Raw genomic sequence first — 26,171 nt, forward strand, 5'->3', positions numbered from 1 at the left:
TAGGTGAGAAAATTTTTGAGGACTCTTAATTCATGAAAAGTCCCAGTCCTCTGAGTCCGATCTGCGGAATGTGGGTTGAACAGAAGCGGTTAGAGTGCGATCTAGACTGAAAGGCGAGATCCTTTTGGCTCAAGATTTGAATTAAAAGTAGAGGCAATATTCGCTCATAGTTGAGTGAAGTGAAATCATCTATGATAGCAATCCTATTTCATTTGTGAACAATTTTTATGCCCAGCACGCGATCGAGTCGAGGAGGGGGTTTTAACGATTTCCCCCCTTCCCCTTCTAGTTAAAAATCCCTCAGTTGAGCAGTTTGAACCGGAACTTCTTTAATCTGGGCACCGCGGCGCACCTTCAGTTGCAGAATTTGACCGATTTGGCTGTTTTCCACCAAATTTTGCACCTGTTCGGGTTCAGTCATTCCCTCGCCGTCAATTTGAACGATGACATCCCCCTTGCGAATCCCTGCTTCCTCAGCAGGCGTATTTGGCACAACTCGCATCACTAACACCCCTTTCACTTCCGGCACAATCAAAGGAGCATTGGGGTCAGAATTATTCTCTCTGGCCATTTCAGGAGTCAAAGCAATCATCTCAATCCCCAAAAACGGATGGCTGACTTGTTCTCCCTTGGCTAACTGCGCGTAGATGGCCTTGGCTTTGTCGATCGGAATCGCAAAGCCAATACCCATTGCGTCGGCTCGAATCGCCGTGTTGATGCCAATCACTTCTCCTCTGCTGTTTAACAGGGGGCCGCCGGAATTGCCGGGATTGATGGCGGCGTCGGTTTGAATGAAATCGAGCCGCTTGTCGGGAATGCCGAGGGCTGCACTGGAGCGTTTGAGGGTGCTGATAATGCCCAAGGTGACGGTGTTGTCAAATCCGAGGGGGTTACCCACAGCGATCGCCCAATCTCCCACTTTCACCGCGTCAGAATCTCCCAAGGTGGCCGTCGGCAGGTTTAATTGCTTGGTATTAATTTTGACAACAGCCAAATCTGTTACTTCGTCAGTACCTTGCACTTCTCCTGGAAATGTCCTGCCGTCGTTTAAGGTGACAGTCACTCGATCGGCTTTGTCAACTACGTGAGCGTTGGTTAAAACAATCCCGCTTTTGTCAATAATGAAGCCGGAACCTTGACCGCGCAACCGTTCTTGTCTGGGCATCATGCTGCGCAAATCTTCTCCCAAAAATCTGCGGAAGAAGGGGTCTTCCATTAAGGGATAGATGTTGCGGCTGACAGTGCGCTCGGTATCAATGCGGACAACTGCTGGCCCGACTCGATCGACTGCCGCCGTCACAAAACTGCCGGTATCCGCCGGGAGTTCCGGGCCGCGCAGCGCTAACAGTTGGGGATGCGGGGGGGTGGCTGGGGAACTCTGGAACTGTACTTTCGGGACGGCTGTTTTGGGCTGTTCCCGCAAGTTGGGCGAGGACTTGATGTCAGTGGCAGAGGCTGGTGCAGGGCTGATTGTCCAAGCATTTAGGGCGATCGTAATTGCTAAAATTAGGGTTAACAGGCGAACTGCGATTCGGGGTGCGGGGCGAGAAAATTTGAACAGTCTCATAGTGTCGCTCTTTGTCAAGCTGAGTTAATTGGGTGCAGGTGTTCTCGCACGGATTGAATATTCGATCGCGAGCTAGCTCCTAAACATATTTTAATAATCAAACGTAGGTTGAGCAAAGCGAGACTCACCATTCTAAGCTAATAAGTTGGGTAAAACCTCAACCGGGTCTACAAGTCATGTAGAGCAAGACTTTCAAATACCTATTATATTTTATAATCAATCGCTGACCTATACGTTCTGTTACGATAATGCCGGGGCTAACAGATAATGGGTAAAGTAAGAGTTAGAATATATTGTCTTTTTAGATTTTAAGCTAAGTTGGTATTAATTTTTAGTTGTTCTTGAGGTTCATGTTTCTACTTGACCAGTCAATTTAAAATAGGCAAAAACCATGAAACCTTATCAGCCCAGCAACAAAGTGACGAGTACCGGGCTTAAATGGCTGTTGCTATCCTCGGTGATTGGTGGTCTTGCTATTGGCGGACTTACACATCTGATCTCGTTATCATTAAGTTACCTGATTGTTGTGTTTCCCTTGGCCATGGGATTTACAGGGGGTAAAGTAATGGTTGCAGCAATCCGCCAAGGAAAGGTAAGAAATCCGGCGATCGCCACCATTTTTGGGGTACTAACTGGACTGCTGATGTATGGATCGCTGCAGGGCGCAGGATACTGGCAGTTTAAGCTGTGGGCTTCCGAGCAAATAACAAAAGAACTGGAGGCGGCAAGTGGCAACCAATCCAACAATATTATCGATACCTTCCTGCAAGAAAAAACAGGCTCTAAAGGTTTTGTGGGATATTTAAAGCACAATGCCCAGCAAGGAGTAAGTATCGGTCGCTTAGACGCTACAGAAACCACCAATTTGGGTGAGACGGGTACTTGGATTTACTGGCTGATTGAGTTGGCGATAATCGATATTACGATCGCAGCGATCGCCTACTCTACTGCTAAAAACCCTTTCTGCGAAAACGGCGACCAGTGGTATAAACACCCGGAACATATTGGCATTGTCAATCCCCAATGCTCTGAAAACTTCTTGAATCTGCTTCAAAACGATCGATTCGGTGAAGCTGGAAAATTGCTCGACCCCTTACAAGGAATCCATCCTGCTAATTTGGAAGTTTACGTGCAACGCTGTCATTGCTGTAAGTTCAGCGATCCGATCTTGACTGTAAGTTCTATTTCTAAGGATCTCAACGGCAACCCCAAACTGAAGCAAGCCGCCCAGGGTGTGCTTTCTCTTAGCCAGTACAATAAATTCCACGAGGCAGTGACTCAAAACCTGCCTTTGAGTGGAGAACCAAATGCAGTTCCTACTGATAATGAAGAAATCAGTCTAGCGCAGCAAGAGCGTTCTAGTATATCCGCCGGCGATGGCTTCGAGTCTCACGATCTGAGTGCATCGGCTCAAGCAAAGCTCGTCGAACAACTCTCGCACTACCCTCAAGTCAAGGAAGCCTATCTGGTACGCAAAACCCTGCAATACTTCCCTGAAAAGCCCTTCTACGTTTTAGGGATTATACGTCGTCGCGGATTCATCGAATTAGAAGAGGCAGAACCCAACTTGCTAAAGAAACTTATGATTGAACTAGCTTTGCCTAACCAAACATGGGTTATTTGCCTGAACAAGGATCGAGCGATGACCAAAATACTTCAGCAAACCGCAGGCCAAGCCATTTATCGGAAAAAATAGGGGGTCAAGCTTGGAAAACGAACGACGAGGCCAGAAACCCGGTTTCTGGCCTCGTCGTTCTCGAACCGTAGAAACTACGATGAGGTAAAGTCCTTCGATCGCACTTCTGAACGGAGTGGTTCAGCAAAGCCTTGCGACAAGCAATGCTGGCGGCGAGTCCCTGGCAACAGTGATATAGTACAAAAGGCCGCACATATTAAAATCCACATTTTGCACCATTTGCAAGCACAGGCTTTCGGGCTGTTCCACAAAAACTCAATTTTCTTGCGGGCAGGACTCTTCTAACCCGCCCTTAAAAAGCCGATCGAGCGCGGTGCAAGCTACCAGTTAAAACCTACTCGAAAATATTCTGAATTCAAACATTTAAAAATTTCCCTCGTAACCCCAATGATTATATCTGATACTTCTACTGACAAATCCTTGCCCTCAAATTCCCACCACCATCACGACGATAAATCAGCCCACCCTCACCATCACGATGAAGAATCGATGCGACGGCTGGTCAATCGCTTGTCTCGGATTGAGGGACACGTCCGCGGCATTAAAACAATGGTTCAAGAAAACCGTCCCTGTCCCGAAGTTCTCGTGCAAGTTGCTGCGGTTCGAGGAGCGCTCGATCGCGTAGCGAGAATCATTCTTGACGAACATTTAAGTGAGTGCATCGCCAGAGCCGCGAAAGAAGGCAATATTGATACGGAAATAGAAGAGTTGAAAGCGGCTTTGGATCGGTTTTTGCCTTAGCCGTTGCCAATTTTTAAATTGATATAACAAAACCTGCAAATTAGACAAAACTTGCAAGTTATGATTTATGGCGCCTTTTTTAAGCATCTTTCACAAACAGGGGAAAAGCGTCAAATTTTCTCTCCCTCACCCCAATCGTCGCAACATCTAATTTACAGCAGAGTGCAGGTTTATGAAGTACACCCGCCTATCGCGAGGGTCCCTGGGACACTCTTGCCCTGCCGTGTCTAAAGCTGCTTCATAAATCAGGGATACGCTGTATATGCTTTGCAGTTTATGAGAGCGAGTTTTGTTAAAAAAGAATTAGTCACGTTTGTCGTGACGAAGGAACTCCTCAAAAGCTGCAAAAGCTGACTGCAAACCATTAGATAATCGGCGATCGATCCGACTTGGTATGAAGTGTCTAGACTTTCGTCAGCTTGGCTTTTAGCTGGTATCTGACTGTTGCGTACACGGCTTTATAGGAAGCCTCAATGTTGTATTCCTGCTGCAACCACTCTTGAATTTCTCCATAGCTTTTAAAGCCTTTCTGAGGGTCGCTGAGGCGCATTGCCAAACTAGCGCGGGCCAGAGGAGGAATGGCCGGCTTGCGGCCGCCGCTGTGCTTTGTTTCGAGGAGTCCTTCGAGTCCGTAAGAGCGGTACTTTCTCAGCCACCGCTGCACTGTAATTCGGTTTACCCCGATCGTCATTGCCAATTCTTTAACTGTCTTAACATGACAAATTTTGAACAGGTAAAGTGCTTGAATTTTTTGAAAGCCGCTTGCCGTTTTTTGTTCAGTTAACAGGTTTTTTAGTTCTTCACTTGTCTCTGTGATGCTAAGTTTACATACTCCAGCCATATCAATTTCCTCACGATTCGCGTTCTACAATATCTTTGTTTGACAAGGGAGCAAAATCCGCTCCTCTCCTAAATGCTCGCCTTTTGTTTGCCATGAAGCAATACAAAAGCGCTCTCATTAAACTTTTTCATTCCTGGACGCACTCTGACGCTCAGAAACCGGATTATTTTAACCTGGAGCAAGGGTTGCAACGAAGTTTTTTGGTAAAAAACCCGGTTGATGGGTCAGTTTTTTATTTGATGGACAAGGGTCATTGCTAATATTGATAGCCGTTAACCGATCGACTGTAACATTAGCTGCCATAGGTGACTTTTAATGAATACCATTTATTCTCTTATTGTTAAACATATAGCATGGTTTTCCTGGTATTTATTGGTAATTTTTGCGAACGTATGGGCGATTTTTAGCCATAAAAAAATTCGGTAAGTGTGAAACGAGGGTCCCAAAGAGGGCCCGCCCGATAAACGACGCGGGCGGTTTCAAGCGCCGTGAATCTTTGCATTACACGGGGATTGCTAGATTCGGTGTAATGAATGTAATCCACTTTCACTCTTGACAATTACCATGGAGAATGGAGCAACCCACGATCGCATAATGTTTGCTCTTTCGAGCCTAATTGAGAGGGGTGATGTTAGCTTGCGCCAAAGTTTACGGCCGGTACTCGATCTAGGAGACTGATTTAACCCAATAAATCTGTTTAATCCTAAATTTCGCGCTTCAAGAAACTAGCTGAGCATTCATTGGTAGGTCTTAAACTCTTACCGTTAACGTAGTACCCAAGGTATTGAGTCTGGTCAACTGTGGTTTAAGTTTTAGGCCCGAAGCGAGCGTGTCTTTAGACCTGGGTTGTGGACTAGGTGGTAGCAAACAGGCTTGGTCTTTACACCAGCGATCGCTTTTTTATACACACATTTCCCTACTCCCAGAAGTGCATTTCTGGCCTTCGCTGTGCCAGAAATCCTGATACATCAACACTCTCATCAGCCGGAGCGGGTAGCGCCGAGTGACCTTGCAACCGACATTCCTGTCGCGGGCAAGTATCTGTGAAACTACTTGCTTTAACGTCAGTTGAGTAAAACACGGTGAGGGTCGCATTGTCAATTTTCCACCATTACAGTACCACTATCGGCTATTTTTTCCCGCTTGCTGTGATCGAAATGGTAATTTCTATGTGATACTACTAACATGACTTAGTGATCGTGGTCACACTAATACTCAGTAAGTTCAACTACTAACATAAAGTTATGGGTTCGATCGCACTTTCCACCTAAAATCTTGGGAATTTAGTGAGGAAGTGCGATCGAAATTGTTGTTAAATTTTTAAAGGTGAATTTTTAACCAAGGGGCAAAGAGAATGCTGTTTTGTCCTTCACCCTCCCCAAACAACCTAATTTATACTCAAACCTTGCAGATTGAGGGAAGTCTCGCGCTGGGTGTGAATCTTTCAGAACCTAAAATCTAAAATGGCAGAACATCCGGTGCAACAAGCTTACTGACAGTATTCTTCATTTAAAAGGTGTAGAGAAGCCACAATGAACGTTGACGAACTGCTCAAGCTATACGCAATAGGAGAAAGAAATTTTAGCGGGGTCTACCTGCACGAGGTGTACCTCTACGACGCAGAATTGATTGGAGCCAATCTGTATGAAGCCGACCTGATTGGAGCCAATCTCAGCAAAGCGAAGCTCAACAGAGTCAACTTTGGCAAAGCCAACTTGTGCAAGACCAATTTGAGCAGAGCCGACTTAGGTGGAGCCGACCTCACAGAAGCACTTTTAGCTGAAGCTAACCTGCATCGAGCTGAGTTGATGGGAGCGAACCTCAGCAAAGCAGACTTGAGCGGAGCTTCTCTGATACAAGCAACTTTAATTGGAGCCAACATATCTCGGGCAATACTCTGCCGTGCAGACTTGCACGGAGTAAATCTTTACGGAGTAAACTTGCGCAGGGCGGTGCTCACAGAATGCGATTTAATTGGGGCAAACTTGAGCAAAGTAGACCTTAGCGGAGCCGACTTAATGGGGGCGAGTCTAATTAGGGCAGACTTGACTGAAGCGATTTTAAGTGCGTCAGACTTAAGCGGCGCAAACCTGTTGGGAGCCAACCTTACAAAAGTCAACCTGAGCGGAGTATATCTTAAGGGGACAACGATGCCTGACGGCACGATCCACGACTAATTTATGTGTTAAATTTTATGGTTTGCCAAAACCGCGCCTAAAGGGTAATGAGCTTTTCGTTACCCTAATTTATTGGCAGCGAAATGTTTATTTGACACTAAGGTAAAGCTGATAACTTCAATGTAGGGTGCTTATGGGGCGCATAACCCCTAAATCCGACGATCCAAAGGATTTGTTGGTTAACTCGTGTTATCGTGATTTTTAATTGCTTCGATAAAAGCTATTTTAGAATTAATATTTTGGATTTGGGACGGTTAAAATGAAACTCAGAATCCTCGCTGCTGCAACGCTGCTGAGCGCGATCGCCCCGATCGCTCCTGCACCCGCCGAGAACATCCAACACACGCAACAATTACTCGCCACCCGACAGTGTCCCAACTGCGACCTCAGCAGTGCAGGCTTGGTTTTAGCCAATTTAACAGGAGCCAATCTCAAAGGTGCTGACTTGAGGTTGGCTAACCTCAGCCGAGCCAACCTCACCGGGGCTGACCTCAGCGGTGCCAACCTCAGCGGCACCAGCCTGTTTGGCGTCAACCTGACGGGGGCCAACCTCAGCGGTGCCAACCTCAGCGGTGCTGACTTGAGAAGTGCCTATCTCAGCGACGCCAATTTGCTCGACGCCAATTTAACTAACGCGCAACTGCTCGGAGTTAGAGGAATGCCAATTAATATCGGCACCGCTGAAGACTTCTATCGGTTGGGAGTGCTGGAAGCTCAAGCGGGAAACTACAGAAACGCCATTGATTATTACGATCGAGCCCTGAATCTGAAATCGGATTTAGCCGCCGTTTATTTTGCGCGCAGTATGTCTCGCGCTGACGTGGGAGACTTCGCCGGCGCGGCTCAAGACGCTGCAAGAGCAAACCAACTCTTTGGCGCTCAAGGAAATCCCCAAGGTCAGGAATTGTCAAAGCAGTTAGCCGAAGCCATTGTAGCGCGCCAAAAGCCTGCGCAAGCCGGCACGGGCGGCGGTGGCAACTTTATGAGCGTTTTGGGTTCTCTGGGTTCTGTGCTGCTGCGATTGCTATTTTGAATAACAGGACTTGCGAACGACCTGCTCCAAAGACTTTTCATGCTGCGCCAACCCAAGCGATGCAGGGCGTTTCATACACCGATCTGGTTTTACCAAGAAAATTCGGTCTAAAGCCCCGCCCTTCTAAGACGGCTTTAATTTCTATCCCAAAGTGTAAAGAGTTGTTAAGAAGACACATTCTATAGAGATAGTGTTTTATGGGCATAATAGAATTATTGGATGATAACATTAGAGTTCAAGTTGAAAGGCAAAGCACACCAATACCGAATCATTGATGAAATGATTAGGACGGCTCAATTTGTCCGAAATAAAACTCTTAAATATTGGACGGAGAATCAAGGAGTTAAGCTGGTTGACCTATACAAACAATGCGCCATTATGGCAAAAGAGTTTGAATGGGCAGGTAAGCTTAACTCAATGGCACGTCAAGCCTCAACTGAACGTGCCATTTTTGCTATCCAACGTTTTTTTGCTAATTGTAAAGCCAAAAAACCAGGAAAAAAGGGATACCCGCAGTTCAAAAAGCATACTCGTTCTGTAGAGTACAAAACGTCAGGTTGGGCGCTTTCTACAGACAAAAGATGCCTAACACTTAAGGACGGCTTTGCTGCTGGGAAATTCAAGTTAATCGGTAATCGGGATTTGCATTTCTATGCGCCCGACGAGATTAAACGAGTCAGGATTGTGCGTAGTGCCGACGGGTACTATGCCCAATTTTGTATCAACGTGGAGCGGAAAGAAGAACCTATTCCCACTGGTAAAGCCATTGGAATAGATGTGGGATTGAATCACTTCTACACCGACAGCGATGGTGAAACAGTCGCCAACCCTCGCTACCTCCGAAAAAGTGAAAAAGCTTTGAAGAGATTGCAGAAGCGGGTTTCTCGGAAGAAGAAAGGCTCTATCAATCGGAAAAAAGCAATTAACAAGTTAGGAAGAAAACACCTAAAGGTGAGTAGGCAGCGTAAAGACTTCGCCATCAAAACGGCGTTGTGCGCGGTAAAATCTAGCGATTTTGTAGCCTACGAAAACCTTCAGGTGAGGAATATGGTTAAAAATCACAAGCTTGCCAAATCAATTAGCGACGCAGCGTGGTCACAGTTTGCTCAATGGCTGGAATATTTTGGGAAAGTGTACGGTAAAACAGTAATTGCTGTTGCTCCTCAATACACTTCTCAAGACTGCTCAACCTGTGGGAATACTGTCAAAAAAACGCTATCAACTAGAACCCATATTTGTGATTGCGGTGCGGTATTGGATCGCGATCACAACGCAGCGAAAAACATTTTAGCGAAAGGGTTGAAGCAAGCCGGAATCAATTTAAATACGGTAGGGCATACCGAAATTAACGCTTGGGGACAGACCGATCTCTACTCATTGGTGGCGACAAAACAGAGATAAGTTCCACTGATTGAACCAAGAATCCTCGCGCCTTCAGGTCGGGGAGTGTCAATAAACTCCTAATGTCTGTAACGCAGGTATACTTAGCCTAGTCTGGATATATCTGTCTAGGCTAGTTTAGCTATTGATAGTAAGGAGGGTTAGTAATATGAATAGATTTGAAAATATATCAGTAAGGGGTTTTCGGCGTCTTCAAAATATTGAGCTTGAGATGAGAAATCTCATCGTCATGATTGGTGCAAACGGAGCAGGAAAAACTTCTTTTTTAGATGTTCTTTCAATACTAGCCGCTTCAGCAAGTGGAAATTTACAGAGTTTATTGCAACTTAAAGGCGGCTTGAATGAAATTTTGACAAGAGGTAAAGTACAAGAACTTGAAATTAAAATTTCAATGCAAGTGCCAAAGGAACAACCTTTGAAGTACAGCTTAACATTGTCACCCAAAGGTTTATCTTATGAAGTCAGAGACGAATATTTAACACAGCAGAGAGATCCAAGCAAAACGGAACCATTCAAGTATATTGAATCACAAGGTTTGGATATTAAATATTCTCCAGAAGAAAGAAGAGGATTTGTGAGACCGAGTTGGGAACACAATCCTCTTGAAACATCGCTTTCTCAAGTTCCTAAAATGTATCGCGAACCAGAGAACCTGAGAAAGAGCCTTGCTTCTTGCACATATTATGGAGCACTCGATGTTTCAGAGAAAAGTCCAATTCGTCTACCTCAAGCAATGCGCCCTGCAAAGTTGCCTGGAGCAAGCGGTGAAAACCTCGTTTCCTGTCTTTACGACCTTCGGAAAACCGATCGCGACCGTTTTGAAATGGTTGAAAATATCATTTCTGCTGCCTTTCCAGATTTCGATCGATTAAACTTTCCTCCGGTTGCCGCAGGAACTATGTCTATGACTTGGACAGATAGGAATTTTTCTCAGCCTTTCTATGTCCATGAGCTATCAGAGGGAACGCTGCGTTTCCTATGGTTGGTTGCGCTGCTGCAAAGTCAAACTTTAACAACTATTACGTTGCTAGATGAACCAGAAGTTAGCGTACACCCGGAACTCTTAAGACACTTAGTTTATCTAATGAGAGAAGCTTCAAAACACACTCAACTGATAGTTGCAACATACTCTGATAGACTCATCAAATTTCTTAAGCCACATGAGGTTTTGGTCTGTGACCTAGAAGAAGGTGAGGCAAAAATGAGGTGGGCTGATACTCTTAACCTGGATAAATGGTTAGAAGATTACAGTCTTGACCAGGTTTGGGAAATGAATGTGATGGGTGGTCGTCCATGAAAATTGCTATTTTGGTTTAAGGTGCTACTGAAATGGCATTTAGAGATAAGCTTCGTGAGTTTCTGCAAAGTCGTTTAGAGCAAAAAATGCCCCGACTCGACTTTAAACCACAACATGGTGGAATTCCCAAGGAAGGGAAACTCAAGCTTATTGTTGAAAATCTCCTCGATAATGATGGCTATGATGCTGTAATAGCACTTACAGACGTTTATACGGGAAAGCAGGACTTTCAAGATGCCAATGATGCTAAAGATAAAATGAGGAGATGGGTAGACAAAAACCCAAAATTCTATCCTCACACAGCATTACATGATTTTGAAGCATGGCTTCTTCCCTACTGGAAAACTATCCAGAAGCTAGCGAAACACAACCGTTCTGCTCCTAGCGGTTTGCCTGAAACCGTGAATCATCAAAAGCTACCTTCCGATAGGATTAAGGAAATTTTTAGCACAGAAAAATGCAGAAGAGACTATGACAAAGTGAGTGATGGAATGGCTATTTTGAAAGACAACGATCTGATGATTGCGATTCAAGCTTGTCCCGAACTAAAAGATTTTGTGAATCGAATTATCTATCTCTGCGATAAAGAGAAAATAATTTCTTGACGTAAAACGCGATCGCTGTTAATTACCCGAACTCTCAAAGAAGTCGGGTATCTGGGTGTGTTGTTGTTTTAGGTTGTTCTACTTAATTCAGCGGAATCTCAATCCAGAATTCTGTACCCTGACCAGGTATAGAAACACATTTCAGTACCCCTTGGTGTTTCTCAACTACAATTTGGTAACTGATAGACAGCCCTAAACCCGTGCCCTGACCGACGGGTTTAGTAGTAAAAAACGGATTAAATATGTGAGAAATTAGCTCTTTGGGGATGCCGTGACCGTTGTCGGCAATGCAAATTCCTACCGTTTTTTCATCGATTATTTCGGTGCGAATCCGAATGCAAGGGTACGGGAAATCAGGAATCAAAAACTCGGTGCTTCCATTTATCTCTACTGGCTCCATAGCCTGTTTTTGGGATATTGAATATGTCGCTGCTGCACTTGCCCCTAGGGAGGGAGCATTCATAACTCGCTCTCTTTTTCCCATTTCTAGGGCGTCAACGGCATTGCCGATCAGATTCATAAATACCTGATTGAGCGAGCTGGCATAACATTCTACTAAGGGCAAATTGCCGTATTCTTTGATGATTTTCACCGTGTCGCGATCGGACTGGGCTTTGATCCGGTGCTGCAAAATCAACAGGGTACTCTCGATGCCTTCGTGAATGTCTACGCCTTTCTTTTGAGCTTGATCGCATCTGGAAAAATTGCGCAAAGATACAACTAACTGGCGGATGCGCTCTACTCCGATTTTCATGGAACCCAAAATTTTGGGCAAATCTTCGGTAAGGAATTCGATGTCGATTTCTTCGGAGCACTCGCTAATTTCTGGGTAGGGATTGGGGTAGTGCTGGCGGTAGAGTTCCACCAAGCAGAGCAAATCTTTGGTGTATTCGCTGGCGTGGGACAGATTGCCGTAGATAAAGTTAACGGGGTTATTGATTTCGTGGGCGACTCCGGCCACCAGTTGTCCGAGTGTGGACATTTTCTCGGTTTGAATGAGTTGGGCTTGGGTATTGTGCAGTTCTATGACGGTTTTAGCTAGCTGTTCGGCTTTTACTCGATCGGCAGTTGCTGCATTGAGACTTTCTTGATAAAGTTCTGCTTGGTGAATGGCGATCGCAGCTTGAGCAGCTAAATGTTGCAGCAATTCCTGTTCTGCAGTTTGCCAAACTCTCGGCCCGGAACACTCATGGGCAATCAGCAACCCCCACACTTGGGAATCTTTGCCCATCAGGGGCACAATTAAACTTCCTCTCACCTGCAAATCTTCCAAAAATTCGCGGTGACAGGGTGTTAAATCATCAGTATAAATATCATTAATTGCTCGCACCCGTCCGGATCGATAAAAGGTGTCTGAGCCTTCGACAAATAATGCTTGTGGAGATTTGATACCTAAAATTGACTGCCACTGGCCGCAAACAGCTTCGACAACTACTTCGCCCAGTTTGCCTGGGGCAAATTGGTAGATTACGGTGCGATCGGTATCCAACAAAACTCTGACTTCTCGCACAATAGTTTGCAGTATAATTTTCAAATCCAAGGTGCTGCGAATCTGGTCTCTAACTCGCGTCAATACTTGAGCAAAGTCCAAGGATTTTTGCAATTGGGCGGTGCGTTCTTGAACTTGGCGCTCCAAGTTGGCATTTAGGGCTTGCACTTCTTTATAAAGAACGTACTGCCCAATTGCCGCACAAAATTGGTTGCCTATAGCTAAAGCTTGCTCGATCTCCTCCCGCTTCCACTCCGGCGACTGACCTTTTTTGATTTCTCGCCAGACTTCAAAGGATTGTCTGGGAAGCCTTTGTGCAGCACTGCTATCAAAGCGCCCCGCCCACATTTTTTCGGTATCAATTTCATTGCGGAAAATGGTCAAACAGCCGACTACTTGTTGTTGGTAGTGGAGCGCAATTACCAGCAAACCCCGAATTTTAGTACCTTGGAAACCGGGAACTAAAACTCTAAACAGAGGTTCTTTGTATAAGTCTGTAATTATCCAAACTGGGAATTGAGAATTATTAATAATTGGGAATGTGGAAATTTCTTCGGTATTTTTGAATCCTTTGGTTAGCCATTGCTGCCAGAGAGGATGAGCTTCAATCTCCTTGACTATTTCCCAGTCGGGAAGTGTCGGTTGTTCTCCTGTGGCGAACAGTTCAAAGGTAGCATCACTTTGGGCCTTGCCAATGGAAAATGCTCGATCGATCTTGGGAACCGATAAGTTTTCACCGTTGATGTTCGGGGGGTTGAGATAGAGTCTGCCGCCGCTGCCGCCCAAAGCGGTGACTGTGGCTTCTAAACCTTGTTGCAGTTGAATGTTGGCGTGACCGTACAACAGGGCTGCTATGCGGCTCACGGTAGCTTCCCGGGCGGCTTGAGAGCGGGTTTGCTGGAGGAGGAGGGCGTGGGCGATAGCGCTAGACAATTGATCTGATACGAGCTGAACTACTTCTAAATCTGCTGGTGAAATATTGAGGGGGGTACAGTGGTGAGACACTAAAAGTCCCCACAGTTGGATGTGAATTTTTTGATTGTTTCCTGGATCGTATCGAGTCACGCACGTCGGGGCATCGCAGATATCTGTTTTGCTGTTTTGGGACGCGATCCTGCGGTGCAAAATCGGCACGACTAAGGAAGATTGCACTCCCATGGCCATCAGGTAAGCTGTGTGGCAAGGATCGAGCGATCTGTAGTGGATCTCTTGATTTACTAAAGGTTGACCGGTGTCTGCAGCATCAAGGGGACTCAGGACGATCGTCCCGGAGTTAACATCTATGATTGTCCGCTGGCGCATACTCACATACATCTCTCTGGCGCGCGCGGGAATGTCGTCTGCTGGAAAGTGCAGTCCTTTCAAGGAAGGGAGACGGGTGTTATTAATTGACTCAGCAACAACTTCTCCACTCCCGTCGGTACTAAACCTGTAAATCATAATGCGATCTGTTTTCAAAAAAGACCGCACCTCTGCTACCGTACTCGTTAAAATATCTTCTAATTCTAGAGATTGGCGGATGCGTTCAGTTATCCGCCGTACCAAAACTTCTCTATCTAGTTTATGATGTAATTCTTGCGTATTTTCTGTGAATTGCATAAATCTCCTTTTGTAATTATACAATGATAATAAGAAGTTTTGATGTGTTGTTGGAGCGATCGAACTCAGGCTGAATCAGCCTGAGTTTTTGACTCAACCGATCTGTACATTTAATCTGTGGCGCACTGGTGAGAGACGACGGTGTATCACATTTGGCGCGCTGGGGTAAGGAAAATCTGCGATCGCGCCGGTTGAGTCCTTGCCTTCAATCGGCAGAGCGACTTAAGCAAATAATAATTATTATTTTAATCCTCTTATAAATTTCTCGCAATATTAAACTCTTACTATCAAAATTCTTAATTGTTAGGATAACTTGACATTTGTTGTATAACTTCATATAATGATAATTAACGAAAGAATTTGAGTTTCTATCAGCGCGCAAGGCGCTGACGAATTTCCTTACGCACGCTCATCAGAATTTTACCCAAATGATTTTGACCGGTTCGGTCGCAGCCGCACCCCCAGTAGTAATCGGTTGGCGAATCCTCGACAATCACTTGCTCCCCTGTGGCGAGGAGAATAGCTTGAATGTCTGTATGAGCGAGAAACTTAGTTAAAACTGCTTCGCGCATAATAGGAATTTTCACCGCTTCCCAATCAGCGCGAATCCGGTGGTTCGGATCGCGACCTAATTTGGCGGCTTCTTGAGGAGTCGGTACGGCTCGAATCGTCGCCACTAATGTTTCATCAGTGCTGACAAATTTTTGGGCTTGATAGTAATGTTCCACAGTCAACCAATCTTGACCGTGCAGACTAATCTCGTGGAGTGAAAAATTAGAAAAGCAGCCGTAAGGCTCCTCTACTTTATAAAAATAAATTATCATTAGATTTGAGATTTTATATTTTACAGGATTTAGGTAGAAGGTAATTATTCAGGCTGCGCCTCAAGCACCTTACCGCGCTCTTAGTAACGTGTGAAACCACTTTTTGCCTCCAGGAGTATTTGAGATTGATTTTATAAGCAGCGCGGGGCTTGTATTAAAAAATCCTCACATTGACTTTATTTTAAAGAGGAGTTACGCTTTTGAACCCCGTTTCTTGGAAAAAATTGGGTTGAGCAATGAAAAATCTAGGAATCAACTGGCTTTCTGAGGAATAGTGCGTAATTCCTATTTTAAAATTAACCATTAAGAATTGGGAATGAAGATTGACACTCTCAGGCCTAAAGGCACTGAGATTCTTAAGATTTTGCAACCTTAATATCCTGAATTTTCAGGTTCCCAAACTCACCACGAAAGCTCTGTGAGCGTGGTGATACCTTTTGGGCGTTTGAGTGTCTAGCACTCGGTTCCGCACAGTCCGCACGTACCATTTCCGATGCTCGATCTCTGATGGTTTTTGCAGCGCCAATATCGGCGTGTGACCTGTGACCGCATTGAGTACAAATGAATTTTTCTTTGTCTCGATTTGACTTGTCAATGTGTTTACATTTCCTGCATTCTTGGCTAGAGTATTTGGGATTAACTTTAATCACAATCTTTCCTTGCTTCGCAGCAAGATACTCAATTTTTAAAGTTAAGTTACCCCAACTTGCATCAGAGATTGCGCGATTCAAACCTTTCTTACGAGATTGTCCATTCTTAAGAAATCGATTTTTATCGTCAACTTTTACTTTGCATCGACGAATCATCCCAGAGATGTTTAAGTCCTCTAGGGCGATCGCATCAATATTTCTGGATGCAATTTGATTTGCAACTTTCCACTGGTAAGCATCACGCTTATTGGTGGCTTTTTGATGCAAACGTCCAACTATTTTTGCCGCTTTCTTGCGATTTTTACTACCTTTAACTTTACGGTTAACCCGTCGCTGTCTAATTTTTAAGAGTCGCTTGAACTTCTTGCTAGTTCCAAATTTGGGATTTTCAATTTGAGTCCCATCGGATAGATGAACCAGTTTGGTAATCCCTAGATCGCATCCAATAATTTTATTTACTTCACTCAGAGGTTTAACAGTTGAATTGGGAACTTCTTTGTCCTCAATTCTAATTGATACATACCAGCCATTTTGCCTTTTCCGAACAGTAGCGGCTTTGATGACATACCCATCGGGGATAGGGCGAGAATTGTAAAAGCGCATCCATCCAACTTTGGGCAAGTAGATTTTACTGCCTTGTATTTTTACGCCCATTACGCAAGTAAAGGATGTAAAATTACTGCGATTTTTAAACTTGGGAAACCCACGACCTTCAAAAAAGTTTTTGTAGGCAACATCTAACCGTTTAACATTTTGTTGCAGAACGGTTGAATCTATTCCAGCATACCAAGGGCGAGATGCTTTCAAACTTGGTAATGCCGTGATTTGAATATCACTGGCACTGCGTCTGGGATTTTTGTTTTTCCCTTCCTTGTCTACTTTTGAATCTTTCCAAGGTTCGCCACTTGCTCCATTTTTGCTAACAAAGCAAGTTAGCGGTGAAACTTCACTACAAGTCTTGATATCGCAGTAATCGCCTTGGATAAACTGCTGATTGTATTGGGTAATTCTGTCGTTTAGACACCAATTATAGTGACTTCTCAACATATCTACCCAAACAGACATTTTCAAGAATTGTGTTTGATTAGGACGTAACTTGTAGACATAGTTTGTTAGCAATCTCACTCACCTCCTTGTTTATATTTTAAGGTCTTTCGCCGCCTTTAAATATTAAGAATTAAGAAAAATTCACGGGGGATTTTAATCCCCCGTGTCGCTTACATCGAGCGGGCTAAAGCCACGCTCGTTTTCCGCTTTCCGACTATTTTTTATAAGGAATTGGGATTTAAGAATATTCCTTCTTCACGCTTGACTTCGTTCTAAAACGGCATCAGCTTTTTAAGGGGGCGGTTAGCGATATCGGCATAAGGCAGTTCGTCGCACTAAATTTTGCCGATCGACTCAGTAGCAATAGGCAATTTGACGCCCGCGGCGAATTGATCTCAACTTTCACCGGGTCTTGCATTTTCCAGGTGTAGCTAATTTTGTTACCTTTCAGAGAAATAGCGGGCGTCCGGTCAAAATCGAGCCATTGGGCGATCGCCCCAGAAACGCCGCCGCAAGGTTTATTGCGAAGCAGAGACGCTTTTTCTACTACCAAAACAGAACGTCCCTGCTTTGCCAAGTGATAAGCTGCTGTGCTACCTGCCGGGGCTGCACCGACAATAATGCCATCAAACATTTTTGGTTATGGGTAATTGGTTATGGGTAATTGGTTATGGGGAACAGGGAATTAGTAACTGGTAATTGCTAACTCTTGAAGTGTTAAATCTTGAGTTTTTAACTCACAAATCACAACTCATCGAGCGTCTGGGCGTTGTTCGCGACCGGATCTGTGCAATCTCAAAACTATTCCTATTCCCCATGTCCAATTTCCCATTCCCTAAACTGTCGTGATATCTTTCTCTTTCGCTGCCAGAACTTCTTCTATTTTGGCAATGTACTTGTCCGTCAGCTTTTGAATTTTATCTTGCAAGTCCCGCGATTCATCTTTAGAGATATCGCTGCTTTTTTCCTGCTTGCGAATCGAGTCAACGGCATCGCGGCGGATATTGCGAATTGCAACTTTACCTTCTTCAGCAAACTTCCCGGCCATTTTGACAAATTCTTGGCGTCTGTCGCTCGTCAGCGGCGGAATGTTCAAGCGAATAACTGAACCGTCGTTGTTGGGAACGAGTCCTACATCTGACAGGGAAATCGCTTTTTCGATCGAGTTGAGCGCTGTGCGATCGAACGGTTGAATGGTGATCGTAGTCGCATCCGGGGTGCCGATATTGGCAAGGGATTTGATCGGAGTTGGAGAGCCGTAGTAGTCTACCATGACTCGATCGAGGAGGGAGGCGTTGGCCCGTCCCGTCCGAATAGTATTAAAAGACCGTTGAGTAGCCTCAACTGCCTTTTGCATATGATCTTCTGCTTCAGCTAACTTCACAAAAACCTCCGACAAGGGTTCCAATAGATTCTCCCATTACAGCTCGGTAGATGTTGCCCGACACCGAGAGGTCAAATACCATAATAGGAATATTATTTTCTTTGCAAAGGGCGATCGCGGTACTGTCCATCACCCGCAAGTCTTGATTCAAGACGTGTCCGTAGGTGAGGGTTTGATACCTGCGCGCGTTGGGGTTGAGGTGGGGGTCAGAATCGTACACCCCATCTACCTTAGTAGCTTTAAAAATCACCTCTGCATCAATTTCAGCCGCCCGCAGAGCGGCTGTAGTATCCGTAGTAAAAAAAGGATTGCCAGAACCGGCACCAAAAATCACTACTCGTTTTTTTTCGAGGTGGCGAATCGCCCGCCGCCGGATGTAGGGTTCAGCTACTTCTTGCATGGCGATCGCCGATTGCACCCTCGTTGGCACTCCTACTTGTTCCAGGGCATCCTGCAAAGTGATAGCATTCATCACCGTAGCAATCATGCCCACATAATCAGCCGTTGCCCGATCCATCCCTGCCGAAGCAGCTTTCACCCCGCGAAAAATGTTGCCGCCACCGACAACAATCGCGATTTGAATACCTTCGGACACGACTTTGGCTACTTCCTGGGCGATCGACTGAACGACTATCGGATCGATGCCGTAGCCCAAGCTGCCCATCAGCGCTTCACCGCTGAGCTTCAGCAAAACTCGCTGATAAACCATCCCCATGCCGCCACTATTTTTTTACTCTGTTTGCCTCCACCATAAGATAGCAGTACAGGTGCATTTTGAACATCAATTGCCCGGAACAGGCATCGTGCTTGTGCTGCAAGAGAATTTGTTTGTTGCGCGGGCTGCGGTTGGAGAACAGGCCCTCCTAGCCTGTTCCACAACCCAATTGATTTTTTGTGGGGTGGGCACTCTTAGCCCGCCCCTAAAAGACTTAATCCTTGGGAACGAAATTAAGAGCAGCAGAATTCATGCAGTAACGCTGACCGGTCGGTTTGGGCCCGTCGTTAAATACGTGACCGAGATGAGAGTCACAGACAGCACACAGTACCTCCGTGCGGCGCATGAACAAGGTGTTATCCGACTCACACTTGACATTTTCTTCGCTAACGGGAGCGTAGAAACTCGGCCAACCGGTACCGGAATCGAACTTTGTTTCAGATTTAAATAGCTCTGTGCCGCAGCAAATGCACTTATAAATTCCGGTTTTTTTGTTGTCGTGATATTCGCCACTAAAAGCTCTTTCCGTCCCTTTTTTGCGGGTGACTTTGAACTGTTCAGGAGTGAGTTGCTGTTTCCATTCTTCTTCGGTTTTTTGAACTTTTTCAGTCATGATGATTTGATGTTGGGTTGAGATGGTTTAACAAATAATTAGGTCAACCTTTTCTGAGGTTTATGACTGAGACCAAAGAAACCAGGTTTCTCCGAAAAAAATGTGGGAAAACGAGACATTTAAGAAAAAACCTGGTTTCTGAAACAAGCCTGCGTAAGTCATCAGAAATATGGGCGGAGCGTAGCGGAGGGTTGAAACCTCGTCCTTTTAGGACGGCTTTACATTGAGTTAAAAATTTTGGGGGGGGTGGAGGGGTATGGTTGCCCCTCCGGCGAGGTATGGTTGCCTCAATCTCCTTTCGGAGTAAAGTTAGCTTCGCCAATGTTTAGTGAGCTTGTTAGGCTGAAAGCACTGTCCCAGTGACCTTAGAACTGTTTAACCTTCAGCGACAGAGCAAGGAACTAGCTACGCATTCCAGGGTGTCGTGACTCAAAAAACGTAGTCAATTAAGACGCTTGGCTGGTCAGAACGGCTTGTCAGATTTCTCTTTCAAGCCTCATGCCTTTAGGCTGAGGTTCCTGACAGACTGGTTAACTCATGCCTCCATTAATATTAACCTAATTGGCTCGATATGAACATACCAGGGAAAAGGATTGTCCTTCATAGCCCTCCACTTTTCCTTAAAAACTTCGGCTTGCAAGTGATAATCTTGGGAATGATTGGGAGGCGAGTGCAATTTGAGATATAATGTCAGCCGGTGCGGAGTTTCCACAGTAGAGGCGATCCAACAAGCAAAAGTATTTTCGCGATCGCACCCGCTAACAAAATTCAGTTGATGAGCCCGAATTCCCACAGAAACTAAAGATTTGGGAATTGGTTCGACTACAGTCAGAGTACAGCCCCAGTCGATCGCCTCAACGACAGTTACGGAGATCGGTTTAGCGGCAGAGAAATTCTTACAGCCAGTCAACTGGGCGACAGTGAAATTGCCTGGGCGATCGAAAATGTTCTCTTTGGTATCAAAGGCGATCGGCCTTCCCTCGGCCAACACCAACAGATTTTTGCACACCCGGTAAACTTCCTCTAAATTGTGGCTGACAAACAAAGTAATTCCCCGATAATTAGCCAGAGTCTGCATTAACTCCCCTTCCAGTTGACTGCGCAAGTGAGTGTCCAAAGCAGAAAACGGTTCGTCTAACAGCAGCAAATCGGGAGAAGGGGCGATCGCCCTCGCCAAAGCCACCCGCTGCTGTTGGCCCCCCGAAAGTTCGTGCGGGTAGCGGTTTTCCAGTCCCGACATTTGCACCGAAATTAGTTGTTCTTTTACCCGAAGTTGTTGCTCGCTTTCAGATAAATGCTGCAAGCCAAACGCAACATTTTGAGCAACACTCAGGTGAGGAAATAAAGCATAGTTTTGAAACAAAAAACCGATGCGGCGGTCTTTAGAAGGCAAATTAATGCCCTGTACCGAGTCAAATAAAACCTTGCCGTTGACTGCAATTTTACCGCTGCTGGGAGTTTCCAAACCAGCGATGCAGCGCAGAGTCATGCTTTTGCCGGAACCCGATGCGCCCAAAATTCCCAGAACCTCCGGGCTGATATCGAAGCCAACATCCAAGGCAAAGCCAGAGAGAGGTTTAAAAATGTTTAAACAAAGTCCGCTTTCCGGTTGTTTTGTTGTGGACTTTGCGGTAAAAGAAGAGGCAGATTTGGGAAAATTAGATTCCAGTTTTTGGCTCAAATTTGGTTTGGGCGATATCCTTTGTAAATCAGTCCAAAAATTAACAGCAGTTAGCACGCTCAAAGAAAGACTAAGAATAATCAAAACCCAAATAGCAGCTTGCCTCATATCCCCTGCTTCCACAGCAAAATAAATTGCCATCGGGATAGTTTGAGTTTGTCCGGGAATGTTCCCCGCTAACATCAGCGTCGCGCCGAATTCACCCAAAGCGCGAGCAAATGCCAGAATAGTACCTGCTAAAATTCCCGGCCATGCTAGCGGCAACATAATTCGCCAAAAGACTTGCCACTCCGAGGCCCCCAAAGTGCGAGCAGCGTTGAGAAGATTGGCATCAATTTGCTCAAAAGCTCCCAAAGCAGTTTTGTACATAAGGGGAAAGGATACAACTGTGGCAGTAATCGCGGCCGCTTGCCAAGTAAAAATTATAGTTAAGTCGAATTGTAGCAAGAATTGACCGATCGCCCCATTTCTCCCAAACAGCAGCAGCAGCAAAAATCCCACTACTGTCGGCGGCAAAACTAAGGGAGAAATGAAAATCCCTTCAATCAAAGCTTTACCTCTGATGCGAGTTAAAAGCATCCACCGAGCAGCGGCTATTCCCATGAAAAAGGTAATAAATGTCGCAATAGCCGAGGACTTTAGAGATATCCAGAGCGGAGAAAAATCAAATTCCATCTATAAATACATCCGCGTTAATCAGCGCTTATCTGCTATCATCAGCGGTAAAAAACCCATAATTAGTTAGTTATCGAACTATACCAAATCCGTATTTCTGAAATACTATTTTAGCTCGATCGCCCCCTAAAAACTCAACAAACGCTTTAGCAGCAGCGGGATTGCGGCTGTTTCTGATAACTGCCAGCGGATAAACAATCGGCGAGTGCAAATTTTCGGCAGCCGTTAGTCGCACAGTTACTTTGTTGGATGCTTTGGCATCAGTCGTGTAAACTATACCAGCATCAACGTTACCGCTTTCGACAAATGTCAGCACTTGGCGGACGTTATTTCCTAGCACTAATTTGGGCTGGACTTGCTGCCACAATCCAAGCTTAGTTAGCATTTCCTGAGCGTATTGTCCGACAGGTACGCTCTTGGGTTCGCCGATCGCAATTTTCTTAATTCTGGTCTCTGTCAACTGTTTAAAATCGCTCAAAACCACGTCATTTTTAGCAGTAATCAAAACCAGGCGATTTGTCAGCAAATTCCGGCGCGTGTCGTCAATCAGCAAATTAGCTTGCTGCAAAGCATCCATTTGTTTAGTAGCGGCGCTCAAGAATACATCTACCGGGGCTCCTTGCTGAATTTGCTGCTCTAGAGCACCGGAAGCACCAAAATTATAAGTAATAGTAACATTGGGATTGCTGCCTTGATAAACAGTCTTGATTTCTGCTAAGGCTGGCGACAGACTGATAGCAGCAGATACAGTTAAAGACGTGCGCTGTTGCGTCGCGACTGGAGAAACACTCTGAAATAAGTTGCAACTAATCAGCAGTGCTAGCGCCGCGATGGCTGCGAAAATCAAATTGAGAATGCGTGTATTTTTTAAGTTCACCAAAAAGAGTTTTGAATTTTAATTTTGAGTTACTCCAAAACCACAATAAAACCATCTTCTTCTCTTTCTTGCTTCGCGCCCTTCGCGTCTTCGCGGTTCGTTAAAAGAACTGAGGCACTACTTAAAGCGATAAGGTGCGCAGCGCGCACCCTACATAATTAGTCCAGGATTGTTAATTTAAAACCTCCCTATTCGCGCCACTTGATAGAACAGCCTTGAGCCTCTGTACTCGAAGGCTCCACGGGTTCGCTTTTGAGCAATTGGTCGATCGCACTCCGCAGATAAGACACCCCCACCGCCGCCGGATCGTCGGCGTTGTCGTCAATTAAACCTTTATAGCGCAATCTGCCATCTTGGTCTAACAAAAAAACCTCCGGCGTTTTAGAAGCCCCAAAACTTTCAGCCACATCTTGAGCAACATCTCGGATGTACGGGAAATTGAGTTGATTGTTGGCTGCAAAAATTTTCATTTTCTCAAAACTGTCGTCGGGCTGCTGGTTTGGATCGTTTGCATTAATCCCGATTAAAGTAACATCTCGATCTTGAAAATCTGCTTGAAGTTCTTTCATACGATTGAGATACAACTGCACGTAAGGGCAATGATTGCACATAAATATCACCGCAATCGCCCGAAATTTTTCTAAATATCGAGATAAATGGTGAACGTCTTCGTCAATTCCCGGCAGTTCAAAATCGGGAGCGTAGCCGTTAATGGGAGTGCCTGTTGTTTCCATTAGTAAACTCATTTTTTGAGGAGGTGAAGAGCAGTTTTGCCAGCATGAGAGATGAAACTGTCAGTGCGAATAAAATTGGCTGTTTTTTGCTTTAGCTTAATTCTAGCCTTGCCAACAGCCTATTTTGATTCCTACTTCGCGATTTATCCCTCGTCTGGCTTTAGCCAACCTTGAGCCAGAGCTTGATATCCAATAAGTTTGTATGCTAATTTGGCAGCGGTAAATTCTGAGACTACAGAATCTACAACAGGAGCTAATTCCATAATGTCACACCCTATTACTTCGTAGGACTCGAAGATGCGGCGCAAAAATCCGGTGAGGGAATACCAATTTAACCCACCCGGTTCGGGTGTGCCCACCCCTGGAATTAAAGTCGGATCGATGCCGTCTAAGTCTATAGTCAAAAATACTCGCTTAGTTGTGATGCTGGCAATTGCCCGATCGGCCCAATCCGGTTGAGTAGCGATTTCCCTAGCTCGAATCACGTTTAGCTGTTTTGCTTTAATCAAGTCTGCTTCTTCTTTGCAGATAGCGCGAATCCCGATTTGCAGTGTCGGTAAGCCCATATCTACAATACGCCGCATCACGCAGGCGTGGTTGTGGATCGAGCCTTCGTACTCGTGCCGCAAGTCGCCGTGGGCGTCGATTTGCACGACTGTGAAAGGTTCATCCGGGTATGCTTGGCGATAACCTTCGACAACGCCCGCAGTGATGCTGTGTTCGCCTCCGAGGGAGATGACAAATTTATTTTCGGTAACTAGCTGGTGGACCGAGGCTTGGGTGACTCGCAGCATTTCTGAGGATGAAACCGGTTGTCTGTTGCGAGTATCGGCGATCGGCTCTTTTGTATAAATTCCGACATCGTAGCAAACTTCGGAATCTAGTTCTTCGTCGTAGCACTCGAGTTGATGAGAAGCTTCGAGAAGTTTCGCCGGCCCGTTTTCGCACCCCCGGCGGTAAGTGGTGGTAGCTTCGTAGGGAATTGGTAAGATTACTACTTTGGCGGTGTCGTAGTCTGGTACAATTTCCGACCCCAGAAACGGTACGACGGCAGTGGAAACGATCGTTGGCATAAGGGAAATTTCAATAAGGCAAAGAAGTCAGCATCTTTAATCCTGACATAATATCGGCTCTAACTGCAAAGTCAGAAGGAATAAGGAAGAAGGAAGAGAAAGGAACCGCAGAGAGCGCTGAGAACGCTGAGGGAAGAGGGAAGAGGGTTTGGGATTTATTTCCTAGCGGTTGCCTTGAATTGCGATACGGTTTGTAGTATTGACATCCACCCCGACTTAAAAGTATGGGGATTCCCAATCGTCACCGATTAGGTTTCTGCTTCGTAGCACCTGCCTTCCGAGATTTACTCTCTTGGGGTCTTATGGTTGCTCCACAGACTGACACGGCTAGCCCAGCCGCCAAAATATTTTTTGCTGCATTGATATCGCGGTCATGCTTTGTCCCGCACTTAGGACATTTCCATTCCCGAATATTCAACGGCAATTTATCTACAATTTGACCGCAGTTTCCACAACGTTTAGAACTAGGAAACCAGCGGTCTATTTTTATAAGCTCTCGCCCGTACCACTCACACTTGTAACTTAGTTGGCGAATTAACTCACCCCAACTAGCGTCGCTGATAGCAAGAGCTAATTTATGGTTCTTCACCATATTCTTAATAGCCAAATCCTCAACTACAATCGTTTTGTTTTCACGAACCAGTTGAGTCGTTAACTTGTGCAGGAAATCTTTACGCACATCAGCTATCTGTGCGTGGACTTTAGCCACTTGCACCCGCGCTTTTCCTCGATTATTGCTTCCTTTCTGTTTACGAGCTAAAGCTTTTTGCTTCCTTTTTAACTTCTTGCGAAGCTTCTTGAAATGCTTGGGATTGACAATGTTGTTGCCGTCGCTAGTGGCAATCAGACTGCTGATTCCCACATCCAAACCTATAGTTTTATCTATTTTTGGAAGCGGTTTAATCGTGTAGTCGTCTACAACTATGGAGACATACCAGCGCCCAGCGGGTGTTAATTTTACAGTAATAGTAGACGGGATACAGCCTACGGGAATTTGTTTGCTCCAGCGAATAGGTAGCGGCTCATTACACTTAGCCAGAAATACCTGTCCGTTTTTCCAACGGAAAGCGGACTTGGTAAATTCAGCGCTACCGCCGTTGTGCTTTTTCTTGAAATTAGGATATTTAGCTCGTCCCCCAAAGAAATTGGTAAAAGCTGTTTGAAGGTGTCTGAGCCCCTGCTGAAGAGGTACGCAACTAACTTCGTTCAGGAAATCAAGCTCCTCCTCTTTCTTCCAATTCGTCAGCATTGAGGAAGTTTCTCTGTAGCCAACTCTCTCTTGACGCTCGTACCAAGATTCTGTACGAAAAGCTAAAGCCTTGTTGTACACTAGCCGCGCACAACCCATTGTCCGTCGCAAGAGATTTTCTTGCTCGGCGGTGGGATAGAAGCGATAGCGGTAGGCTTTTTCCATCATCACACTCTAACACGTCTTCTGTGATATGGTTGATC

At 45.3% G+C, this 26,171-nt stretch carries 20 protein-coding genes and 1 pseudogene; 7 read left to right on the plus strand and 14 right to left on the minus strand.

Annotation, left to right across the window (positions count from 1 at the left end; genetic code table 11):
* Positions 1–289 precede the first annotated feature (289 nt).
* Positions 290–1,567 (minus strand): HhoA/HhoB/HtrA family serine endopeptidase, encoded by a 1,278-nt coding sequence (locus tag QUB61_RS18975; RefSeq protein WP_333131134.1) that lies wholly within the window; start codon positions 1,565–1,567, stop codon positions 290–292.
* A 391-nt stretch (positions 1,568–1,958) separates the two neighbouring features.
* On the opposite strand from QUB61_RS18975, the gene QUB61_RS18980 reads away from it, so the two are divergent.
* Together QUB61_RS18980 and QUB61_RS18985 are read left to right on the plus strand one after the other, a co-directional pair.
* Positions 1,959–3,263, plus strand: a complete 1,305-nt coding sequence (locus QUB61_RS18980; protein ID WP_333131132.1) for an FUSC family protein — start codon at positions 1,959–1,961, stop codon at positions 3,261–3,263.
* A 387-nt stretch (positions 3,264–3,650) separates the two neighbouring features.
* Entirely contained in the window at positions 3,651–4,004 is a 354-nt protein-coding gene (locus tag QUB61_RS18985; RefSeq protein WP_333131130.1) for a metal-sensitive transcriptional regulator, read from the plus strand.
* A 403-nt stretch (positions 4,005–4,407) separates the two neighbouring features.
* Here QUB61_RS18985 and QUB61_RS18990 read toward each other — a convergent pair whose 3' ends face one another.
* Positions 4,408–4,845 carry a helix-turn-helix domain-containing protein gene (locus tag QUB61_RS18990; RefSeq protein ID WP_333131128.1) on the minus strand — a complete coding sequence of 146 codons (438 nt, stop codon included), beginning with the start codon at positions 4,843–4,845 and terminating at the stop codon, positions 4,408–4,410.
* A gap of 1,532 nt (positions 4,846–6,377) precedes the next feature.
* Here QUB61_RS18990 and QUB61_RS18995 point away from each other — a divergent pair.
* From QUB61_RS18995 to QUB61_RS19015, 5 genes are all read left to right on the plus strand, one after another.
* A complete protein-coding gene (locus QUB61_RS18995) occupies positions 6,378–7,022 on the plus strand; it encodes a pentapeptide repeat-containing protein (RefSeq protein WP_333131126.1) in 645 nt (214 codons plus the stop codon).
* Positions 7,023–7,281: 259 nt separating this feature from the next.
* Positions 7,282–8,055, plus strand: a complete 774-nt coding sequence (locus QUB61_RS19000) for a pentapeptide repeat-containing protein (protein ID WP_333131124.1) — start codon at positions 7,282–7,284, stop codon at positions 8,053–8,055.
* A gap of 219 nt (positions 8,056–8,274) precedes the next feature.
* Positions 8,275–9,456, plus strand: a complete 1,182-nt coding sequence (locus QUB61_RS19005) for a transposase (RefSeq protein ID WP_333131122.1) — start codon at positions 8,275–8,277, stop codon at positions 9,454–9,456.
* 148 nt (positions 9,457–9,604) lie between these two features.
* The gene (locus tag QUB61_RS19010; RefSeq protein WP_333131120.1) at positions 9,605–10,753 is read left to right on the plus strand and encodes an AAA family ATPase; all 1,149 of its coding nucleotides are present in this window, start codon (positions 9,605–9,607) and stop codon (positions 10,751–10,753) included.
* 32 nt (positions 10,754–10,785) lie between these two features.
* Positions 10,786–11,358, plus strand: a complete 573-nt coding sequence (locus tag QUB61_RS19015; protein ID WP_333131118.1) for a DUF4276 family protein — start codon at positions 10,786–10,788, stop codon at positions 11,356–11,358.
* Between the two features lie 82 nt (positions 11,359–11,440).
* Here QUB61_RS19015 and QUB61_RS19020 read toward each other — a convergent pair whose 3' ends face one another.
* The 12 genes and pseudogenes from QUB61_RS19020 to QUB61_RS19075 all read right to left on the minus strand — a co-directional run bounded on the left by QUB61_RS19020 (position 11,441) and on the right by QUB61_RS19075 (position 26,133).
* Complete coding sequence (locus QUB61_RS19020) at positions 11,441–14,446, minus strand: GAF domain-containing protein (RefSeq protein WP_333131116.1); 3,006 nt, start codon at positions 14,444–14,446, stop codon at positions 11,441–11,443.
* Between the two features lie 371 nt (positions 14,447–14,817).
* A complete protein-coding gene (locus QUB61_RS19025; RefSeq protein WP_333131114.1) occupies positions 14,818–15,270 on the minus strand; it encodes an NADAR family protein in 453 nt (150 codons plus the stop codon).
* Between the two features lie 356 nt (positions 15,271–15,626).
* A complete protein-coding gene (locus QUB61_RS19030; protein WP_333131112.1) occupies positions 15,627–17,045 on the minus strand; it encodes a transposase in 1,419 nt (472 codons plus the stop codon).
* A gap of 304 nt (positions 17,046–17,349) precedes the next feature.
* Positions 17,350–17,601 (minus strand): annotated as a pseudogene (locus QUB61_RS19035) (FAD-dependent oxidoreductase); the annotation flags it as partial.
* 201 nt (positions 17,602–17,802) lie between these two features.
* A complete protein-coding gene (gene frr / locus QUB61_RS19040) occupies positions 17,803–18,351 on the minus strand; it encodes a ribosome recycling factor (protein ID WP_333131110.1) in 549 nt (182 codons plus the stop codon).
* Positions 18,338–19,066: a UMP kinase gene (gene pyrH / locus QUB61_RS19045; RefSeq protein WP_216670679.1), complete on the minus strand. Its 729-nt coding sequence runs from the start codon at positions 19,064–19,066 to the stop codon at positions 18,338–18,340. Before pyrH ends, frr begins: the two co-directional genes overlap by 14 nt.
* 214 nt (positions 19,067–19,280) lie before the next feature.
* Positions 19,281–19,679 (minus strand): peptide-methionine (R)-S-oxide reductase MsrB, encoded by a 399-nt coding sequence (msrB, locus tag QUB61_RS19050; protein ID WP_333131108.1) that lies wholly within the window; start codon positions 19,677–19,679, stop codon positions 19,281–19,283.
* Between the two features lie 535 nt (positions 19,680–20,214).
* On the minus strand, positions 20,215–22,035 hold the full coding sequence (modB, locus tag QUB61_RS19055) for a molybdate ABC transporter permease subunit (protein ID WP_333131106.1): 1,821 nt from the start codon (positions 22,033–22,035) through the stop codon (positions 20,215–20,217).
* Between the two features lie 70 nt (positions 22,036–22,105).
* On the minus strand, positions 22,106–22,912 hold the full coding sequence (modA, locus tag QUB61_RS19060; RefSeq protein WP_333131138.1) for a molybdate ABC transporter substrate-binding protein: 807 nt from the start codon (positions 22,910–22,912) through the stop codon (positions 22,106–22,108).
* Between the two features lie 188 nt (positions 22,913–23,100).
* The gene (locus tag QUB61_RS19065; RefSeq protein WP_333131104.1) at positions 23,101–23,658 is read right to left on the minus strand and encodes a thioredoxin family protein; all 558 of its coding nucleotides are present in this window, start codon (positions 23,656–23,658) and stop codon (positions 23,101–23,103) included.
* 131 nt (positions 23,659–23,789) lie between these two features.
* Positions 23,790–24,719, minus strand: coding sequence for an agmatinase (gene speB, locus QUB61_RS19070; protein ID WP_333131102.1), 930 nt, complete (start codon positions 24,717–24,719; stop codon positions 23,790–23,792).
* Between the two features lie 241 nt (positions 24,720–24,960).
* Positions 24,961–26,133, minus strand: coding sequence for an RNA-guided endonuclease TnpB family protein (locus QUB61_RS19075; protein WP_333131136.1), 1,173 nt, complete (start codon positions 26,131–26,133; stop codon positions 24,961–24,963).
* Between the last annotated feature and the right edge of the window lie 38 nt (positions 26,134–26,171).

The organism is Microcoleus sp. C2D2, assembly GCF_036702495.1.
GTDB lineage: Bacteria > Cyanobacteriota > Cyanobacteriia > Cyanobacteriales > Microcoleaceae > Microcoleus.

Excerpts from the sequence above, each read along its gene's own strand:
- QUB61_RS18975 (WP_333131134.1), bottom strand. The coding sequence starts at position 1,567 with ATGAGACTGTTCAAATTTTCTCGCCCCGCACCCCGAATCGCAGTTCGC.
- QUB61_RS18980 (WP_333131132.1), top strand. The coding sequence starts at position 1,959 with ATGAAACCTTATCAGCCCAGCAACAAAGTGACGAGTACCGGGCTTAAA.
- QUB61_RS18985 (WP_333131130.1), top strand. The coding sequence starts at position 3,651 with ATGATTATATCTGATACTTCTACTGACAAATCCTTGCCCTCAAATTCC.
- QUB61_RS18990 (WP_333131128.1), bottom strand. The coding sequence starts at position 4,845 with ATGGCTGGAGTATGTAAACTTAGCATCACAGAGACAAGTGAAGAACTA.
- QUB61_RS18995 (WP_333131126.1), top strand. The coding sequence starts at position 6,378 with ATGAACGTTGACGAACTGCTCAAGCTATACGCAATAGGAGAAAGAAAT.
- QUB61_RS19000 (WP_333131124.1), top strand. The coding sequence starts at position 7,282 with ATGAAACTCAGAATCCTCGCTGCTGCAACGCTGCTGAGCGCGATCGCC.
- QUB61_RS19005 (WP_333131122.1), top strand. The coding sequence starts at position 8,275 with ATGATAACATTAGAGTTCAAGTTGAAAGGCAAAGCACACCAATACCGA.
- QUB61_RS19010 (WP_333131120.1), top strand. The coding sequence starts at position 9,605 with ATGAATAGATTTGAAAATATATCAGTAAGGGGTTTTCGGCGTCTTCAA.
- QUB61_RS19015 (WP_333131118.1), top strand. The coding sequence starts at position 10,786 with ATGGCATTTAGAGATAAGCTTCGTGAGTTTCTGCAAAGTCGTTTAGAG.
- QUB61_RS19020 (WP_333131116.1), bottom strand. The coding sequence starts at position 14,446 with ATGCAATTCACAGAAAATACGCAAGAATTACATCATAAACTAGATAGA.
- QUB61_RS19025 (WP_333131114.1), bottom strand. The coding sequence starts at position 15,270 with ATGATAATTTATTTTTATAAAGTAGAGGAGCCTTACGGCTGCTTTTCT.
- pyrH (WP_216670679.1), bottom strand. The coding sequence starts at position 19,066 with ATGGGGATGGTTTATCAGCGAGTTTTGCTGAAGCTCAGCGGTGAAGCG.
- msrB (WP_333131108.1), bottom strand. The coding sequence starts at position 19,679 with ATGACTGAAAAAGTTCAAAAAACCGAAGAAGAATGGAAACAGCAACTC.
- modB (WP_333131106.1), bottom strand. The coding sequence starts at position 22,035 with ATGGAATTTGATTTTTCTCCGCTCTGGATATCTCTAAAGTCCTCGGCT.
- QUB61_RS19065 (WP_333131104.1), bottom strand. The coding sequence starts at position 23,658 with ATGAGTTTACTAATGGAAACAACAGGCACTCCCATTAACGGCTACGCT.
- speB (WP_333131102.1), bottom strand. The coding sequence starts at position 24,719 with ATGCCAACGATCGTTTCCACTGCCGTCGTACCGTTTCTGGGGTCGGAA.
- QUB61_RS19075 (WP_333131136.1), bottom strand. The coding sequence starts at position 26,133 with ATGGAAAAAGCCTACCGCTATCGCTTCTATCCCACCGCCGAGCAAGAA.